Raw genomic sequence first — 17879 nt, forward strand, 5'->3', positions numbered from 1 at the left:
ATGGCACCGATCAACTCTCCCGCCCAGAACGGCAAGGCATACAAGTATGTCGACCACTCATATGACGTGGTCGTCGTCGGTGCCGGCGGCGCCGGCCTGCGCGCCACGCTCGGCATGGCCGAACAGGGCTTCAAGACCGCCTGCATCACCAAGGTCTTCCCGACCCGCTCGCACACCGTTGCGGCGCAGGGTGGCATCGCCGCGTCGCTCACCAACATGACGCCGGACTGCTGGCAGTGGCACCTTTACGATACCGTCAAGGGTTCCGACTGGCTCGGCGACGTCGATGCCATGCAGTATCTCGCCATGGAAGCGCCGAAGGCTGTCTATGAGCTCGAGCACTACGGCGTTCCCTTCTCGCGCAACGAGGAAGGCAAGATTTACCAGCGCCCGTTCGGCGGCCACATGCAGAACTACGGCGAAGGCCCGCCGGTGCAGCGCACCTGCGCGGCCGCCGACCGTACCGGTCATGCCATCCTGCACACGCTTTATGGCCAGTCGCTGCGCAACAATGCGGAATTCTTCATCGAGTATTTCGCGCTCGACCTGATCATGGCGCCCGACGGGCGCTGCACCGGTGTTGTCGCCTGGAACCTTGATGACGGTACAATCCATCGCTTCTCGGCGAAGATGGTGGTGCTGGCGACCGGCGGTTATGGTCGCGCCTACTTCTCGGCAACCTCGGCCCATACCTGCACCGGCGACGGTGGCGGTATGATCGCCCGCGCCGGCCTACCGCTCCAGGACATGGAGTTCGTGCAGTTCCACCCGACCGGCATCTATGGTGCCGGCTGTCTGATCACCGAAGGCGCGCGCGGAGAAGGCGGTTACCTGGTCAACTCCGAGGGCGAGCGCTTCATGGAGCGCTATGCACCGTCGGCCAAGGATCTTGCTTCGCGCGACGTCGTCTCGCGTTGCATGACGCTGGAAATTCGTGAAGGCCGCGGCGTCGGCAAGAACAAGGACCACATCTTCCTGCATCTCGACCATCTCGATCCGGCCGTCTTGCACGAACGCCTGCCGGGCATCTCGGAATCTGCGAAGATCTTCGCCGGCGTCGATGTGACCCGTGAGCCGATCCCTGTCCTGCCGACCGTCCACTACAACATGGGCGGCATACCGACCAACTATTGGGGCGAAGTGCTGAACGCAGATGCCAACAATCCGGGACGCGTTGCGCCCGGCCTTATGGCGGTTGGTGAAGCCGGCTGTGCATCCGTTCACGGTGCAAACCGCCTCGGCTCCAACTCGCTGATCGACCTCGTGGTGTTCGGTCGTGCCGCGGCCATCCGCGCCGGCCAGGTGATCGACAAGTCCGAGCCGGTTCCGGCGCTCGACATCGCCGCCTGCGACAAGATCATGGAGCGCTTTGACAGCCTGCGGAACGCGTCCGGCTCGACGCCGACGGCGGTGCTGCGCGACAAGATGCAGCGCGCCATGCAGGAAGACGCTGCCGTGTTCCGTACCCAGGAAGCGCTGGAAAGCGGCTGCCGCCGCATCTCGGCCATCTGGAAGGAACTGCCGGACGTCAAGGTTACCGACCGCTCTCTGGTCTGGAACTCTGACCTCGTCGAAACGCTCGAACTGCACAACCTGATGGCCAACGCCATCACCACGGTCTACGGCGCCGAAGCGCGCAAGGAAAGCCGCGGCAGCCATGCGCGCGAAGACTATACCAGCGGCCCGTTCGCCGGTCGTGACGACGAGAACTGGCGCAAGCATACGCTTGCCTGGGTCTCTGAGGCGGGCGACGTGAAGCTCGACTATCGTCCGGTCCACACCGACCTGATCGCCGAAGGCATCGATCCCTACAAGATCGCGCCCAAGGCCCGCGTCTACTGATCTCGAAGAGGAACTGGACATGGTTGAACTCGCTCTTCCGAAGAATTCGCAGATCAGTGAAGGCAAGGTCTGGCCGAAGCCGGCCAGCGCCAAGAACGTCCGCGAGTACCGGATCTATCGCTGGAACCCGGATGACGGCCAGAACCCGCGCATCGATACCTATTATATCGATATCGATGACTGCGGCCCGATGGTTCTCGATGGTCTCTTGTACATCAAGAACAATATTGATCCGACGCTGACGCTGCGCCGCTCCTGCCGCGAAGGCATTTGTGGTTCCTGCGCCATGAACATCGATGGCACCAACACGCTCGCCTGCACCAAGGGCATGGACGAGATCGGCGGCACCGTGAAGGTGTATCCGTTGCCGCATCTGCCGGTGGTCAAGGATCTCGTGCCGGATCTGACCAACTTCTACGCCCAGCACCGCTCTATCGAGCCCTGGCTGAAGACGGTTTCTCCTCCGCCGGCCAAGGAGTGGAAGCAGAGCCACGAGGACCGCCAGAAGCTCGACGGCCTCTACGAGTGCATCCTTTGCGCGTGCTGCTCGACCTCCTGTCCGAGCTATTGGTGGAACGGCGACCGCTATCTCGGTCCGGCCGTCCTGCTGCAGGCCTATCGCTGGCTGATCGACTCCAGAGACGAAGCGACCGGCGAGCGTCTGGACAACCTGGAAGATCCCTTCCGTCTCTATCGCTGCCACACCATTATGAACTGCGCGCAGACCTGTCCCAAGGGTCTGAACCCAGCCAAGGCGATCGCCGAGATCAAGAAGATGATGGTCGAACGCCGCGTATGATCGGCACGACAGGTAGCATGCGGGTTGCATTTTAGCAGTTGCGACCCATGTAATTGCGGACCGGCGAGGATTTCCATTGGAGGTCCCGCCGTTTCGTATATTTGCTAGTGTCTTGATTTGATCGTCCCTTTCGCGATAATTCCGCCTTGTTTCGGGACGACAACCGGCCTTACGCGGTCAACCGGGAGTGTGATGATGAAGTTGAAACATGCGGCGACGGGCGTCGCGATCCTTCTGTCTCTGGCGGGCTGCCAGCGTACGTCCTACAGCGGATTTGAATCCAGTTCCTCGACCCTCCCGCCGCTAGAAGCTCAACCCGTTCCCTCCGTCCAGTCGGGACAACTACCGCCGCCCGGTACGACCTCGCCGTCGGGGTTCCCTGCTGCCCCCGCTCCGGGAACCCAGACCGCCGCCATTGACGCTGTTCCTGCTACGGCTCTCGACGTTACCAAGGAATCGATGGTCGGCAACTGGCGTGTTTCCAATGCCGGCGCCTCGTGCGACATGTTCCTGACGCTGACCAATCTCGGCAGTGGTTCGCGTGGAGGTACGCGCGGATGCGCTGGTCCGCTGACGGCCATGGGGTCCTGGGAAGTCGCCGGCCGGCAGGTTGTCCTCAAGGACCGCAGCGGCAATGTGCTCGGGCGCCTCTACAAGACCGCCGACGCGCGTTATGACGGCACGACCAATACCGGTCAGCCGATCAGTCTCAGCCGCTAAATCTCCACCATTCATAGGACCTGCGGCGGTCGCTCCGGCGACGCCGCAGGTCTGCCCAAGCGGAGCCTGCGCATGCAGCCCATCCCCGACTATGCGATGAGCGTCGCCGAGCACTTGCGTTCGATGACTGAGGCCGGCACGCTGAAGGCCGACAAGGCCCAGATGTTGGTGGCCAATCACCTCGACCGCATTCTCCAGGAGATGAAGCAGCGTAGGCCGGCCGCCAAGAAGAGTGCGCTCGGCTGGATGTTTGCGCAGAAACGCAAGCCGCTTCAGCCGGTCCGCGGCCTCTATGTTCATGGCAGCGTCGGTCGCGGCAAGACCATGCTGATGGACCTGTTCTTCAAGATGGCTCCGGTCGAGAAGAAGCGGCGTGCTCATTTCCACGAATTCATGGCCGACGTGCATGCCCGTATTCACGCCCACCGGATCAAACTGAAGAACGGCGAGACACGGCAGGCCGACCCTGTCCCCCCGGTGGCTGCCGCGTTGCGCGAGGAGGCCGAACTCCTGTGTTTCGATGAGTTCACCGTCACCGATATTGCCGACGCCATGATTCTATCCAGGCTTTTCACCGAGCTCTTTGCCCGGGGCTGCACGCTCGTCGCCACGTCGAATGTCGAGCCCGGCAATCTTTACCGCGACGGACTCAACCGCGGGCTGTTCCTGCCCTTCATCGCGCTGCTGCAACGCCACGTCGAGGTGACGACGCTCGATTCTCCCACCGACTACCGGCTGGAGAAGCTTGAGAGCCTGCCCGTCTATGTGGCGCCGCTCGATGCGGACGCGGACCGTCTGATGAACCTGGCCTGGCAGCGGATCACGGAGGGACGCCCCGAGGTGCCGACCGAGATCGAGATGAAGGGGCGTGTCGTACCTGTGCCGCGTGCCGTCGGCCGCGCCGCGCGCTTCTCGTTCGGAGAGCTCTGTGAGAAACCTCTCGGCGCCTCCGATTATCTGGAGATCGCACGCCGGTTCGATGTCGTCTTCATCGACCATATCCCGCAACTCGGGCCGTCCAAGCGCAACGAGACGAAACGCTTTATTATTCTTGTCAATTCACTCTACGACGCGACCGTTCGGTTGTTCGCATCTGCCGCCGCGATGCCAGAGCAAATTCTCACGGAGAAAAAGGGAACCGAAGGTTTCGAATTTGATCGTACTGTCTCACGGCTGTTTGAAATGCGCAGCGCCGACTATTTGGCGCTTCACGTCGGGAACCGCGCCTGATTGATCATGAATTGGGTTCATTTATTTGACGTTTACGTAAAAGTTTTATCATCTAACCGATTGAAAATACTGCCCTCGAAATAATGAGTTGCAGTTTTACTCAACTGTCGCTATGCGATCTTTCACAATGCCCGGCTAATTATAGCTGTCAGCTTTTGTTTTGGATCTAAAAGGAAGCACTCCAATGGCGCGCAACAAGATCGCTCTTATCGGTTCTGGAATGATTGGTGGAACGCTGGCGCATCTCGCCGGCCTCAAGGAGTTGGGCGATATTGTCCTGTTCGACATCGCCGACGGTATCCCGCAGGGCAAGGGCCTCGACATTGCCCAGTCCTCGCCGGTCGAAGGCTTCAATGCCAAGCTGACCGGCTCCAGCGACTATGCCGCCATCGAAGGCGCTGACGTCTGCATTGTCACCGCCGGTGTCGCCCGCAAGCCGGGCATGAGCCGCGACGACCTGCTCGGCATCAACCTCAAAGTCATGGAACAGGTCGGCGCCGGCATCAAGAAATATGCCCCCAACGCCTTCGTGATCTGCATCACCAATCCGCTCGATGCCATGGTCTGGGCGTTGCAGAAGTTCTCCGGCCTGCCGGCCAACAAGGTTGTCGGCATGGCTGGCGTTCTCGATAGCGCCCGCTTCCGCCTGTTCCTCTCGGAAGAATTCAAGGTTTCGGTTCAGGACGTCACCGCCTTCGTTCTCGGCGGTCACGGCGACACAATGGTGCCGCTCGCCCGCTACTCGACCGTTGGCGGCATTCCGCTCACCGACCTCGTCAAGATGGGCTGGGTCACCAAGGAACGTCTCGAAGAAATCATCCAGCGTACCCGTGACGGCGGCGCCGAAATCGTCGGTCTGCTGAAGACCGGCTCGGCCTACTATGCGCCGGCCGCCTCGGCGATCGAAATGGCAGAATCCTACCTCAAGGACAAGAAGCGCGTCCTGCCCTGCGCCGCCTATCTTTCGGGCCAGTACGGCGTGAAGGACATGTATGTCGGCGTGCCGACGATCATCGGCGCCGGGGGCGTGGAGCGCATCATCGAAGTTGAATTCAACAAGGCCGAAGAAGAAGCCTTCCAGAAGTCCGTCGGCGCGGTGGCCGGCCTCTGCGAAGCCTGCATCAATATCGCCCCCGCCCTCAAGTAACCGCCACTCGGCCCAGAACTAGGGACTAGACGATGAACATTCATGAATATCAGGCCAAGGCTCTGCTGAAGGGCTATGGCGCACCGGTTGCCGAAGGTGTGGCGATCTTCTCGGCGGAAGAAGCCGAAGCGGCCGCCAAGTCGCTTCCCGGCCCGCTCTACGTGGTCAAGAGCCAGATCCATGCCGGCGGTCGCGGCAAGGGCAAGTTCAAGGAACTCGGCCCCGACGCCAAGGGCGGCGTTCGCCTCGCCTTCTCGATCGACGAAGCCAAGGCTCACGCCAAGGAAATGTTCGGCAATACGCTGGTGACGGCCCAGACCGGCGAAGCCGGCAAGCAGGTCAACCGCCTCTACATCGAAGACGGCGCCGACATCGCTCGCGAGCTTTACTGCTCGCTGCTGGTCGACCGCTCCGTCGGCCGCGTCGCCTTCGTCGTTTCGACCGAAGGCGGCATGGACATCGAGGCTGTCGCCCATGACACGCCCGAGAAGATCCACACCATCGCCATCGACCCGGAAGCCGGCGTGACGGCTGCCGACATCGCCGCCATCTCCAAGGCTCTCGAGCTGACCGGTGCTGCCGCCGAAGACGCAAAGTCGCTCTTCCCGGCGCTCTACAAGGCCTTCGTCGAGAAGGATATGGCGCTCCTCGAGGTTAACCCGCTGATCGTCATGAAGAATGACCACCTGCGCGTTCTCGACGCCAAGATGTCGTTCGACGGCAATGCGCTGTTCCGCCATGACGACGTGCGCGCGCTGCGCGATGAGACCGAAGAAGATGCCAAGGAAATCGAGGCCTCCAAGTGGGATCTCGCCTATGTCGCGCTCGACGGCAATATCGGCTGCATGGTCAACGGTGCCGGTCTCGCCATGGCGACGATGGACATCATCAAGCTGTATGGCAAAGAGCCGGCGAACTTCTGTGACGTCGGCGGCGGTGCCGGCAAGGAGAAGGTTGCTGCTGCCTTCAAGATCATCACCGCCGACCCGAAGGTCGAGGGCATTCTCGTCAACATCTTCGGCGGCATCATGAAGTGTGATGTCATCGCCGAGGGCGTTGTCGCAGCCGTCCAGGAAGTCGGTCTGAAGGTTCCGCTCGTCGTGCGTCTCGAAGGCACCAATGTCGAGCTCGGCAAGAAGATCCTGAACGAGTCCGGTCTGGCGATCACCGCCGCTGACGATCTGGACGACGCGGCGAAGAAGATCGTTGCGGCGATCAACGGCTAATTTGAAGGACCGGAAACAATGTCGATTCTCGTCAACAAGAACACCAAGGTCCTCGTGCAGGGCCTGACCGGCAAGACCGGTACCTTCCACACCGAGCAGGCTCTGGCCTACTACGGCACCCAGATGGTCGGCGGTATCCATCCGAAGAAGGGCGGCGAAACCTGGACCGGCTCCAAGGGCGAAAGCCTGCCGATCTTTGCCACCGTCGCAGAAGGCAAGGAAAAGACCGGCGCCGACGCGACCGTGATCTACGTGCCCCCGGCCGGTGCCGCAGATGCGATCATCGAGGCGATCGAAGCCGAGATCCCGTTCATCACCTGCATCACCGAAGGCATCCCGGTCATGGACATGGTGCGCGTCAAGGCTCGCCTCGACCGCTCCAAGTCCCGCCTGCTCGGCCCCAACTGCCCGGGCATCCTGACGCCGGAAGAATGCAAGATCGGCATCATGCCGGGCTCGATCTTCCGCAAGGGTTCGGTCGGCATCGTTTCGCGCTCCGGCACGCTGACCTACGAAGCCGTGTTCCAGACCTCGAACGAAGGCCTTGGCCAGACGACGGCCGTCGGCATCGGCGGCGACCCGGTCAAGGGCACCGAGTTCATCGACGTCCTGGAACTGTTCCTGGCGGACGAGGCCACGCAGTCGATCATCATGATCGGCGAAATCGGTGGCGCGGCTGAAGAAGATGCGGCGCAGTTCCTCATCGACGAAGCCAAGAAGGGCCGCAAGAAGCCGATGGCAGGCTTCATCGCCGGCCGGACCGCTCCGAAGGGCCGCACCATGGGTCATGCCGGTGCAGTCGTCTCCGGCGGCAAAGGCGACGCGGAATCGAAGATCGAGGCCATGGAAGCGGCCGGCATCAAGGTTTCGCCTTCCCCGGCTCGCCTGGGCAAGACGCTGGTTGAAGTCCTCAAGGGCTGAGACCACTTAACTACTACCAGGCAGGGGGACCATGCATGTGGTCCGCCTGCCTGATTTGGCGTTTTAGGAACTGGATCGCACGGGGCGGTCCAAGCAAGCGGCAGACCGGTCCCCGGTCATCACCTCAAGTCGGGAGGCGGGCGGAAACGCTCGCAAGACACCATGGCAAGGCAAGAAGCCAACGAGCAGTTTCAGATCACGTCGTTCCTCGACGGTTCGAACGCTGCCTATATCGAGCAGCTCCACGCGCGTTACGAGGACGATCCGACTTCCGTACCGGACGAATGGCAGGCCTTTTTCAAGGCGCTCGCCGAGAATCCGGCCGATGTGAAGAAGGCTGCCGCGGGCGCTTCCTGGCAACGCAAGAACTGGCCGATCGCCGCTCAGGGCGACCTCGTTTCCGCGCTTGACGGCAATTGGGGCGTGGTCGAGAAGGCCATCGAAACCAAGGTCAAGGCCAAAGCAGAAGCTGCCGCCGCAGCCAGCGGCACGCTGGCGAATGAGGCTGACGTCCTTCAGGCGACACGTGATTCTGTCCGGGCCATCATGATGATCCGGGCCTATCGCATGCGAGGCCATCTTCATGCCAATCTCGATCCGTTGGGTCTTGCCGCGCCTGTCGAGGACTACAACGAGCTGTCACCGACCGCCTACGGCTTCACCGATGCCGACTATAACCGCAAGATCTTCATCGACAACGTGCTTGGTCTCGAATACGCGACCATTCCGGAGATGCTTGACATCCTGAAGCGGACCTATTGTTCGACGCTCGGCGTCGAATTCATGCATATTTCCAATCCAGAAGAAAAACACTGGATCCAGGAGCGGATCGAAGGCCCGGACAAGGGCGTCGAATTCACGGCGAACGGCAAGAAGGCGATCCTGCAAAAGCTGATCGAGTCCGAGGGTTTCGAGCAGTTCATCGACGTCAAGTACAAGGGAACCAAGCGTTTCGGTCTGGACGGCGGCGAGGCGCTTATCCCGGCGCTGGAGCAAATCATCAAGCGCGGCGGCCAGGAAGGCCTTGAGGAGATCGTGTTCGGCATGGCCCATCGTGGCCGCTTGAACGTTCTCACCAATGTGATGGCGAAGCCGCATCGTGCCGTGTTCCACGAGTTCAAGGGCGGCTCCTTCAAGCCGGACGAAGTCGAAGGTTCAGGCGACGTGAAGTACCATCTCGGTGCGTCTTCCGACCGAGAATTCGACGGCAACAAGGTTCATCTGTCGTTGACGGCCAACCCGTCGCACCTGGAAATCGTCAACCCGGTCGTGATGGGCAAGGCCCGCGCCAAGCAGGACCAACTCGCCAAGGTCTGGGACGGCGACATCGTTCCGCTTTCCGAGCGCTCCAAGGTGCTGCCGCTGCTACTGCACGGCGACGCGGCCTTTGCTGGCCAGGGGGTCGTGGCCGAAATCCTCGGTCTTTCGGGCCTGCGCGGTCACCGTGTTGCCGGCACGATGCATTTCATCATCAACAACCAGATCGGCTTCACCACCAATCCGGCCTTCTCGCGCTCGTCGCCTTATCCGTCCGACGTTGCCAAGATGATCGAGGCGCCGATCTTCCACGTCAATGGCGACGATCCGGAAGCGGTCACCTACGCCGCGAAGATTGCAACCGAATACCGGATGAAGTTCCACAAGCCGGTCGTGATCGACATGTTCTGCTACCGCCGCTTCGGCCATAACGAAGGCGACGAGCCGGCGTTTACCCAGCCGAAGATGTACAAGGCGATCCGCGCCCACAAGACCGTCGTTCAGCTCTATGCCGAGCGCCTGATCGCCGAAGGCCTCATCTCCGAGGGCGAATTCGAGAAGATGAAGGCCGACTGGCGCGCTAATCTCGAGCAGGAATTCGAAGCGGGGCAGTCCTACAAGCCGAACAAGGCTGATTGGCTTGACGGCCAGTGGTCGGGTCTGCGCGCCGCTGACAATGCCGACGAACAACGCCGCGGCAAGACCGCCGTCCCGATGAAGTCGCTCAAGGAAGTCGGCCGCAAGCTGTCGACCATCCCGGAAGGCTTCAAGGCGCACCGCACGATCCAGCGTTTCATGGCTAATCGTGCTCAGATGATCGAGACGGGCGAGGGGATCGACTGGGCGATGGGCGAAGCCCTTGCCTTCGGCTCACTCTGTGTTGAAGGCACCAAGATCCGCCTGTCCGGCCAGGATTGCGAACGCGGCACTTTCTCGCAGCGTCATTCGGTTCTCTACGATCAGGAAACCGAAGATCGCTTCATCCCGCTCGCCAACCTTGCGCCTAACCAGGGCCGCTACGAGGTCATCAACTCGATGCTGTCCGAAGAGGCCGTGCTCGGCTTCGAATACGGCTATTCGCTCGCCCGTCCGAATGCGCTCACCCTGTGGGAAGCCCAATTCGGCGACTTCGCAAACGGTGCACAGGTCGTCTTCGACCAGTTCATCTCGTCGGGCGAACGCAAGTGGCTGCGTATGTCGGGTCTCGTCTGCCTCCTTCCGCACGGCTATGAAGGCCAAGGTCCGGAGCATTCGTCGGCCCGCCTCGAACGCTGGCTGCAGATGTGCGCCGAAGACAACATGCAGGTCGCCAACGTCACGACGCCGGCCAACTATTTCCACATCCTGCGTCGCCAGGTGAAACGCGATTTCCGCAAGCCGCTCATCCTGATGACGCCGAAGTCGTTGTTGCGCCACAAGCGTGCTGTCTCAAGCCTGTCGGAAATGGCCGGCGAAAGCTCGTTCCACCGCCTGTTGTGGGACGATGCCGAGATCATCAAGGATGGCCCGATCAAGCTGCAGAAGGACAACAAGATCCGTCGCGTCGTGATGTGCACGGGCAAGGTTTACTACGACCTTCTCGAAGAGCGCGAGAAGCGCGGCATCGACGATGTCTACCTGCTGCGCATCGAACAGCTCTATCCGTTCCCGGCGAAGGCGCTGATCAACGAACTTTCGCGTTTTCGCAACGCGGAGATGGTATGGTGTCAGGAAGAGCCGAAGAACATGGGTGCGTGGTCATTTATCGACCCGTATCTCGAATGGGTGCTTGCCCACATCGATGCCAAGTACCAGCGTGTGCGTTACACCGGCCGTCCGGCCGCCGCTTCGCCGGCGACGGGCCTGATGTCCAAGCATCTCGCTCAGCTCGAAGCCTTCCTTGAGGATGCGCTGGGGGGCTGATGCCTCCCACCGCCGAGACACCATCGACAGAAACATTCTCTGATCAACGGAATTGAGATCATGGCCACAGAAATCCGCGTACCCACCCTGGGTAAATCCGTCAGCGAAGCCACCGTCGGCACCTGGTTCAAGAAGGTTGGCGATGTCGTCAAGGCCGATGAGCCAATCGTCGAACTGGAAACCGACAAGGTAACCGTCGAGGTTCCGGCACCGGCATCGGGCGTGCTCAGTGAAATCGTTGCCGCCAACGGTGAAACCGTCGGCCTCGGGGCCTTGCTCGGCCAGATTGCCGAAGGTGCTGCAGGCGCCGTATCGGCGGAACCGGTCAAGGCCGCTGCTCCGGCGGCCGCAGCTGCTCCCGCAGCGCCGGCAGTGTCTGCACCGGCCCCGGCCCCGGCCGCAGGTGGAATGCCGGCCGCTCCGGCTGCCGCCAAGATGCTGGCTGAAAACAAGCTCTCCGCCGATCAGGTTGATGGTTCCGGCAAGCGTGGCCAGGTTCTTAAAGGTGATGTGATCGCCGCAGTCGCCAAGGGTGTCACGACCACCGCCGCCCCGGCGCCGGCTGCCGCTCCGCGCGCACCGTCGGCCACCGACGACGTGGTCCGCGAGGAGCGCGTCAAGATGACCCGCCTGCGCCAGACGATCGCCAAGCGCCTCAAGGATGCCCAGAACACGGCGGCCATGCTGACCACCTACAACGAGGTGGACATGTCGGCGGTGATGAGCCTGCGCAACAAGTACAAGGACATCTTCGAGAAGAAGCATGGCGTGAAGCTCGGCTTCATGGGCTTCTTCACCAAGGCGGTGACCCATGCGCTGAAGGAACTCCCGGCCGTCAACGCCGAGATCGACGGCACCGACATCATCTACAAGAACTACTGTCACATCGGCGTCGCCGTCGGCACCGACAAGGGCCTGGTGGTGCCGATCGTGCGCGATGCCGACCAGATGTCGATCGCCGACATCGAGAAGGACATCGGCCGCCTCGGCAAGCTCGCCCGTGACGGCGCGCTCTCCATGGCGGATATGCAGGGCGGCACCTTCACCATCTCCAACGGTGGCGTCTACGGTTCGCTAATGTCGTCGCCGATCCTGAATGCGCCACAGTCCGGTATTCTCGGCATGCACAAGATCCAGGAGCGCCCGGTCGCCATCGGTGGCCAGGTCGTCATCCGCCCGATGATGTATCTCGCGCTCTCCTACGACCACCGCATTGTCGATGGCAAGGAAGCCGTCACCTTCCTGGTGCGCGTCAAGGAAAGCCTGGAAGACCCGGAGCGTCTGGTTCTTGACCTCTAAGAATGATCCTCAGGGAGGCTGCCACTGGCAGCCTCCCGTTCAATCCGGCATAGTGGCGAACCAAGGGTCGCGCTGAGGTCGGAAGGAAAACGAAGATGCACGCCTATCTCCTGGAACTCGCCTCGCTGATGGCTGTCTTCTCCTTCGCGATCGTCGCGCCGGGAGCCGATACGGCCATGGTCATGCGTCAGGCGATGGTGCACGGGCGGCGCGCGGCGATCCTGACCAGCGTCGGTATCGGCACGTCGCTGATGTTCCATGTGAGCTACACCATCCTCGGTCTCGGTATCATCATCTCGCAGTCACTGCTGTTGTTCGGCATCATCAAGTGGGTGGGCGCGGCCTATCTCATCTACATGGGCGTCATGGCGCTGCGGGCGGGCAAGACGGATCTCGATCCCGTAGCTGGTGAAGCGGCTGCGCCCCGCCAGGGCGCCTTTCGGGCCTTCGGCCTCGGCTTCCTCGCCAATGCGCTCAATCCGAAGCCGGTCTTGTTTTTCCTGTCGATCTTCTCCGCGCTGGTCAGCGCCTCGACGCCCGGCATGATGAAGTTCGGCTATGGCCTGGTCATGGCGGCTTGCCTCATCGCTTGGTTCGTCGGCGTGTCCTTCTTCATGACCACGCCGCGGATGCGCGCGGTCTTTTCCCGCATGAGCAAATGGATCAACCGGGCATCGGGCCTGGTGTTCATCGCCTTCGGTTTGAAACTCGCGGCGGCGAGGGCCAACTGAGATGAGCGCTGGGCGGTTGCGACTGATGGCAGTGAGCCTGATCGCCGCGGCTGGCCCCGCGATTGCCGTCGACTGCCCCATTGAACGCGCCGTCTATGTCGAGGCGGAAGCAAAGACGGAGGTCCGCTTCCTGCCCTCCGGCGGCGAGGCGACGCCGGTCAGCCACCGCTTCTCGCTGGTGAATTCGGCGGGGAAGATGACGGTCGACGCTCACGTACTCTACGATGCGGACATCGAACGGCCAGTGGCAATGGCTCTCAACAATTGCCCCGAGGGGGACGTAACCGGCGCGGACATCGCGGCCTGCACCGTCTGGACGGGCATCATCTATGCGGCCGACAAGGCGACCGGGCATGTCGACCTTCTGCCGCCGGAAGGCGCCGATGCGCCGGACACACTGCTTCTGCCGGGCTTCGGCCCGGCGATCGCGGCATCCTCCTTCGGCAGTGCCATGACGGCCATGCCCTGGGATGTCTTCACATTCAAACAATGTTCGCCCAAGGCCTGAGGCGGCGGTACTGGAACAGTCGAAGGAACGATACGATGGCTTATGATGTGGTTGTAATCGGTAGTGGCCCGGGCGGTTATGTCTGCGCGATCAAGGCAGCCCAACTCGGCCTCAAGGTGGCCGTGGTCGAGAAGCGCGCCACCTATGGCGGCACCTGCCTCAACATTGGCTGCATCCCGTCCAAGGCGCTTTTGCACGCCTCGGAAATGTTTCATCACGCCGCCCATGGCATGGATACGCTCGGCGTCGAGATTGCCGCGCCCAAGCTCAACCTCGAAAAGATGATGGCGCACAAGGACGCGACCGTGAAGGCGAACGTCGAGGGCGTCTCCTTCCTGTTCAAGAAGAACAAGATCGAGGGCTTCCAGGGCACCGGCAAGGTCGTTTCCGCCGGCAAGGTTTCCGTTACCAATGACAAGGGCGAGGAGCAGATCCTCGAGACCAAGAACATCGTCATCGCCACCGGCTCCGACGTCGCCGGCATTCCCGGTGTCGGCGTCGAGATCGACGAAAAGGTCATTGTGTCTTCCACCGGCGGCATCGCGCTCGACAAGGTTCCGGGCACGATGGTTGTTGTCGGCGGTGGTGTCATCGGCCTCGAGCTCGGCTCGGTCTGGATGCGCCTCGGCGCCAAGGTCACCGTCGTCGAATATCTCGACACCATCCTCGGCGGCATGGACGGCGATGTCTCGAAGCAGTTCCAGCGTATGCTCGTCAAGCAGGGCATGGAATTCAACCTCGGCGCCAAGGTCACCGGCGTCCAGAAGGCCGACAAGGGTGCGAAGGTCACCTTCGAACCGGTCAAGGGTGGTGAAGCCCAGACGATCGACGCCGATGTTGTGCTGATCGCCACCGGCCGCAAGCCCTATACCGAGGGCCTGGGTCTCGCCGAAGCCGGCGTCGCGCTGGACGGGCGCGGCCGAGTCGAGATCGACGGCCACTACCGCACCAATGTCGCCGGCATCTACGCCATTGGTGACGTCGTCAAGGGGCCGATGCTCGCCCACAAGGCGGAAGACGAAGGCGTGGCGCTTGCCGAGATCCTCGCCGGCCAGCACGGCCATGTGAACTATGACGTCATTCCGGGCGTCGTCTACACCCAGCCGGAAGTGGCCTCCGTCGGCAAGACGGAAGAAGAGTTGAAGGCCGCGGGCGTTTCCTACAAGGCCGGTAAGTTCCCGTTCACCGCCAATGGCCGAGCCCGCGCCATGCAGGCGACTGACGGTTTCGTCAAGGTTCTGGCCGACAAGGACACCGACCGCGTCCTCGGCGTCCACATCGTCGGCTTCGGCGCCGGCGAGATGATCCACGAGGCCGCAGTCCTGATGGAGTTCGGCGGTTCGTCGGAAGACCTCGGCCGTACCTGCCATGCACATCCGACCATGTCGGAAGCCGTCAAGGAGGCGGCACTCGCCACGTTCTTCAAGCCGATCCATATGTGATCAGCGCCGGAGATTAAATCTTCTCCATTATGAGGGCCGCGTCTTGCCATGCAGGACGCGGCCTTTATCATCTGGACGCAAATGCCCCTAACCGATTGACAAAAGGCAAGAAAATGGCGTCCTCCCCCGTTTTGACCTATTCTATTCCGCAACGTCTCATTCACTGGCTGATGGCCGGTCTCATCCTGTTCAACCTGCTCTTTGCCGAAGCCATGGAAGAGCTTTCCGAGGCCGTCGAAGAGGGGCAAACTCCCACCCCCGACATGATCGCCTCGGCTAATATCCATGCCTATGTGGGCATCGCCGTGCTCTGTCTTGCGGTTATCCGGGTGATTCTGCGCCTCACCCATGGCGCGCCGGAGGCGCCCGCCGAGGAGCCGCCGCTCGGAAGGCTTGCCGCCAAGGTCGCCCACGGCGCCTTCTACCTGCTATTCTTCGCCATGCCGATCAGCGGTGCGCTGGCGTATTACGGCGGTGTCGAGGCTGCCGGCGGTCCGCATGCGGGTCCGATGAAGCTGCTGATGTGGATCCTGATCGTCGTGCATGTGGGCGCGGTTCTCGTCCACCAGTTCGTCTGGAAGACGCCTGTCGCCCGGCGCATGACCAAGGGTTGAGAATGCAGCGACGCGGTCGGCGCTGCTGTCACTCGACGGCGCCGACCGTGAAGCCTTGATTGCGCAGCAGTTCCACAAGCCCTTCTTTTCCCGGCAAATGCAGCGCACCCACCGCCATGAAGACATTGCCTTCGGCCAGCAGGAGCATGGCGCGTTCCGCCATGATCTTGTTGCGGTCGGTCACGATCCGTTTTTCGAAGGCGGCATAGGCGCTCTCGTGCTTGCCAGGCGCGCTCGGCGCCACCGCTTCGAGCATCGGCATTGTCATGCCTGTGTCGCCCGACAGATAGAGGAGGGTCATCGTCTCGATGACATCGTCCATCTTGCTGCCGAGTTCCAGCGTCTCGATCAGCGCTTGCAGATGAAATTCCACAGGGAGCTCAGCCATGGCATGCAATTGCTCGGCCAGCGTCTCAAGGCCCGCAACCTTCTTACCCGCCTTGATCGCATCTTCGGCGATGTGCTTGTCGAGGAAGGAGGCGCCTGCCGCCTTGCGGGCGATCTCGCAGGCGGGAAGCGCGACAAAGCTCGAAAGAATCCACGGTTTCATTCGGGCAACGGCAGCAAGTGCCAGTCCGCGGGTCTTGAGACCCTTCTCAAGCTTTGCGGCATCTTCGGTGGACAGATGGTCGCTTATCGTCGTGCCGTCCATGAACATGGTTAGTTCGGGATGCATCAGCATCGCCGCTGCGGCCTTCTTCTCGTCGAGGATCTCGTCGGATTCGATGACGATGGTCGAAGCGCCGGCAACCGCTTCGCTCGCTCCCTTGGGCATGGCCAGGACGCGCGGGTCGGTCACGTGCATGGTGCCGAGCAGATAGGACGGGCTAAGGCCGGCCTTCTCGATCTTCCAGAAAATGCCCTTGCCGTTCGGCGTCTTTGCCGCTTCGGCGACGATCTTGTCGTAGGTGGCCGGATCGGTCTTCTGCAGGGCCGGCAACAGGTCTTCGCCCGTGCAGGCCGGCGGTTCCGCCGCTTTCGCCGAAGAGACCGAGAACAGCACGAATGCGGTGACAACCAGCAGAGCGACATGCAGTGCGGCGATCAGCCAGAGGGCGACATCGCCGGCAAAGGAAAAGGGGTTTCGCTGGCGAAGCCGGTCGAAGGGGTGCGCGATCATGGGACTGTCCGTTTCAATCGCGGCAATCTAGCGGCCCGTCCCCTCACTTTCCCTTAACGCGTGTGGTTAATGGCGCCATGCTCAGGCGCGGGGATGGGCCCGTTCGTAGACGTCGAGCAGCCGTGCGGCATCCACGCCGGTATAGACCTGCGTCGTCGAGAGGCTCGCATGACCGAGCAGTTCCTGGATGGTGCGCAGGTCGCCGCCGCTGCCGAGAAGATGGGTGGCAAAGGAGTGGCGCAGCGCGTGGGGCGTTGCCGAATCCGGCAGGCCGAGGGCCGAGCGCAGGCGCTGCATCTCGCGCTGGATGATCGCCGGCTGCAGCTTTCCGCCCCGCGCCCCGCGAAACAGGGGTTCACCGCCCTCCAGATGATATGGGCAGAGTTTGACATAGGTCGCCACCGCCTCGCCGACGACCGGCAGCAGCGGGACCAGCCGCGTCTTGGCGCCCTTGCCGGTGATGCGCAGAGAGGTCGGATTGCCGGCGAAGGCCGAAGGGGTGAGATCGAGCGCCTCGGAGATGCGCAGCCCGCAGCCGTAGAGGAGGGTCAGCACGGCGGCGTCGCGCGCGGCGATCCACGGCTCCTCATTCATCTGGGCTTCCTGGCTGACGACGGTCAGCGCCTGCTCGCCGGACAAGGGTTTCGGCAGTGATTTCGGCTGTTTAGGAGACCGAATGGCGCCGGCGCCGGCGGCATTGACCAAACCCTTACGCTCAAGGTGCCTGAGGAGCGAGCGTAGCCCCGCCAGATGGCGGCCGAGCGAGCGGGCGCCATCACCCTGCTTGCGGCGGAAAGCGAGGAAGGCGCGCAGGTCTGCCGGGCGAAGGGCCGCGACGTCCTTGATCGTCGCAGGGCCACCAACATGAGTGGTGAGAAAGCGCAGGAATTGCCGGGTGTCGCGTTCATAGGCCTCCAGCGTGTTTTCGGAAAGACGTCGCTCCCCGCCGAGGCTGGCCAGCCAGGCGCCGCGCTCGGCCATCAGATCGTCGGCTGCGAGGATCAACAGTTCGTCCACGCCCGCTTCCTTTACATATCTTGAATGCTCCGCCAACATGCACCCCTAGCGTTAGGGAATGGCTAACGTCGGTTCTGTCTGTCATTCTTCGATCACATTGGACT

15 protein-coding genes are annotated in these 17879 nt (G+C 62.1%); 13 read left to right on the top strand and 2 right to left on the bottom strand.

What is annotated here, in order from left to right; translation table 11 throughout:
• The 13 genes from sdhA to ACWPVA_RS19125 all read left to right on the top strand — a co-directional run bounded on the left by sdhA (position 1) and on the right by ACWPVA_RS19125 (position 15638).
• Positions 1–1842 (top strand): succinate dehydrogenase flavoprotein subunit, encoded by a 1842-nt coding sequence (gene sdhA, locus ACWPVA_RS19065; RefSeq protein ID WP_454289165.1) that lies wholly within the window; start codon positions 1–3, stop codon positions 1840–1842.
• A 19-nt stretch (positions 1843–1861) separates the two neighbouring features.
• Positions 1862–2641, top strand: coding sequence for a succinate dehydrogenase iron-sulfur subunit (locus ACWPVA_RS19070; protein WP_454289166.1), 780 nt, complete (start codon positions 1862–1864; stop codon positions 2639–2641).
• Between the two features lie 195 nt (positions 2642–2836).
• On the top strand, positions 2837–3361 hold the full coding sequence (locus ACWPVA_RS19075) for a protease inhibitor Inh/omp19 family protein (RefSeq protein WP_454289167.1): 525 nt from the start codon (positions 2837–2839) through the stop codon (positions 3359–3361).
• A 72-nt stretch (positions 3362–3433) separates the two neighbouring features.
• Positions 3434–4591, top strand: a complete 1158-nt coding sequence (gene zapE, locus ACWPVA_RS19080; protein ID WP_454289168.1) for a cell division protein ZapE — start codon at positions 3434–3436, stop codon at positions 4589–4591.
• Positions 4592–4775: 184 nt separating this feature from the next.
• Positions 4776–5738 (top strand): malate dehydrogenase, encoded by a 963-nt coding sequence (gene mdh / locus ACWPVA_RS19085; protein ID WP_454289169.1) that lies wholly within the window; start codon positions 4776–4778, stop codon positions 5736–5738.
• Positions 5739–5770: 32 nt separating this feature from the next.
• On the top strand, positions 5771–6964 hold the full coding sequence (gene sucC, locus ACWPVA_RS19090; protein WP_454289170.1) for an ADP-forming succinate--CoA ligase subunit beta: 1194 nt from the start codon (positions 5771–5773) through the stop codon (positions 6962–6964).
• 18 nt (positions 6965–6982) lie between these two features.
• Positions 6983–7885, top strand: coding sequence for a succinate--CoA ligase subunit alpha (gene sucD / locus ACWPVA_RS19095; protein ID WP_028737143.1), 903 nt, complete (start codon positions 6983–6985; stop codon positions 7883–7885).
• A gap of 162 nt (positions 7886–8047) precedes the next feature.
• Positions 8048–11044: a 2-oxoglutarate dehydrogenase E1 component gene (locus ACWPVA_RS19100; RefSeq protein ID WP_454289171.1), complete on the top strand. Its 2997-nt coding sequence runs from the start codon at positions 8048–8050 to the stop codon at positions 11042–11044.
• A 60-nt stretch (positions 11045–11104) separates the two neighbouring features.
• Positions 11105–12343 (top strand): 2-oxoglutarate dehydrogenase complex dihydrolipoyllysine-residue succinyltransferase, encoded by a 1239-nt coding sequence (odhB, locus tag ACWPVA_RS19105; RefSeq protein ID WP_454289172.1) that lies wholly within the window; start codon positions 11105–11107, stop codon positions 12341–12343.
• Positions 12344–12438: 95 nt separating this feature from the next.
• Positions 12439–13074 (top strand): LysE family transporter, encoded by a 636-nt coding sequence (locus ACWPVA_RS19110; protein ID WP_454289173.1) that lies wholly within the window; start codon positions 12439–12441, stop codon positions 13072–13074.
• A 25-nt stretch (positions 13075–13099) separates the two neighbouring features.
• Positions 13100–13582 (top strand): hypothetical protein, encoded by a 483-nt coding sequence (locus ACWPVA_RS19115; protein WP_454289174.1) that lies wholly within the window; start codon positions 13100–13102, stop codon positions 13580–13582.
• A gap of 35 nt (positions 13583–13617) precedes the next feature.
• Positions 13618–15024, top strand: coding sequence for a dihydrolipoyl dehydrogenase (gene lpdA, locus ACWPVA_RS19120; RefSeq protein WP_454289175.1), 1407 nt, complete (start codon positions 13618–13620; stop codon positions 15022–15024).
• 113 nt (positions 15025–15137) lie between these two features.
• On the top strand, positions 15138–15638 hold the full coding sequence (locus ACWPVA_RS19125; protein ID WP_454289176.1) for a cytochrome b: 501 nt from the start codon (positions 15138–15140) through the stop codon (positions 15636–15638).
• A 28-nt stretch (positions 15639–15666) separates the two neighbouring features.
• On the opposite strand, the gene ACWPVA_RS19130 is transcribed toward ACWPVA_RS19125, so the two are convergent.
• Positions 15667–16758, bottom strand: a complete 1092-nt coding sequence (locus ACWPVA_RS19130) for a TraB/GumN family protein (RefSeq protein WP_454289177.1) — start codon at positions 16756–16758, stop codon at positions 15667–15669.
• A gap of 81 nt (positions 16759–16839) precedes the next feature.
• Positions 16840–17775: a tyrosine recombinase XerC gene (locus tag ACWPVA_RS19135; protein WP_454289178.1), complete on the bottom strand. Its 936-nt coding sequence runs from the start codon at positions 17773–17775 to the stop codon at positions 16840–16842.
• Between the last annotated feature and the right edge of the window lie 104 nt (positions 17776–17879).

Source organism: Rhizobium arsenicireducens, assembly GCF_964021225.1.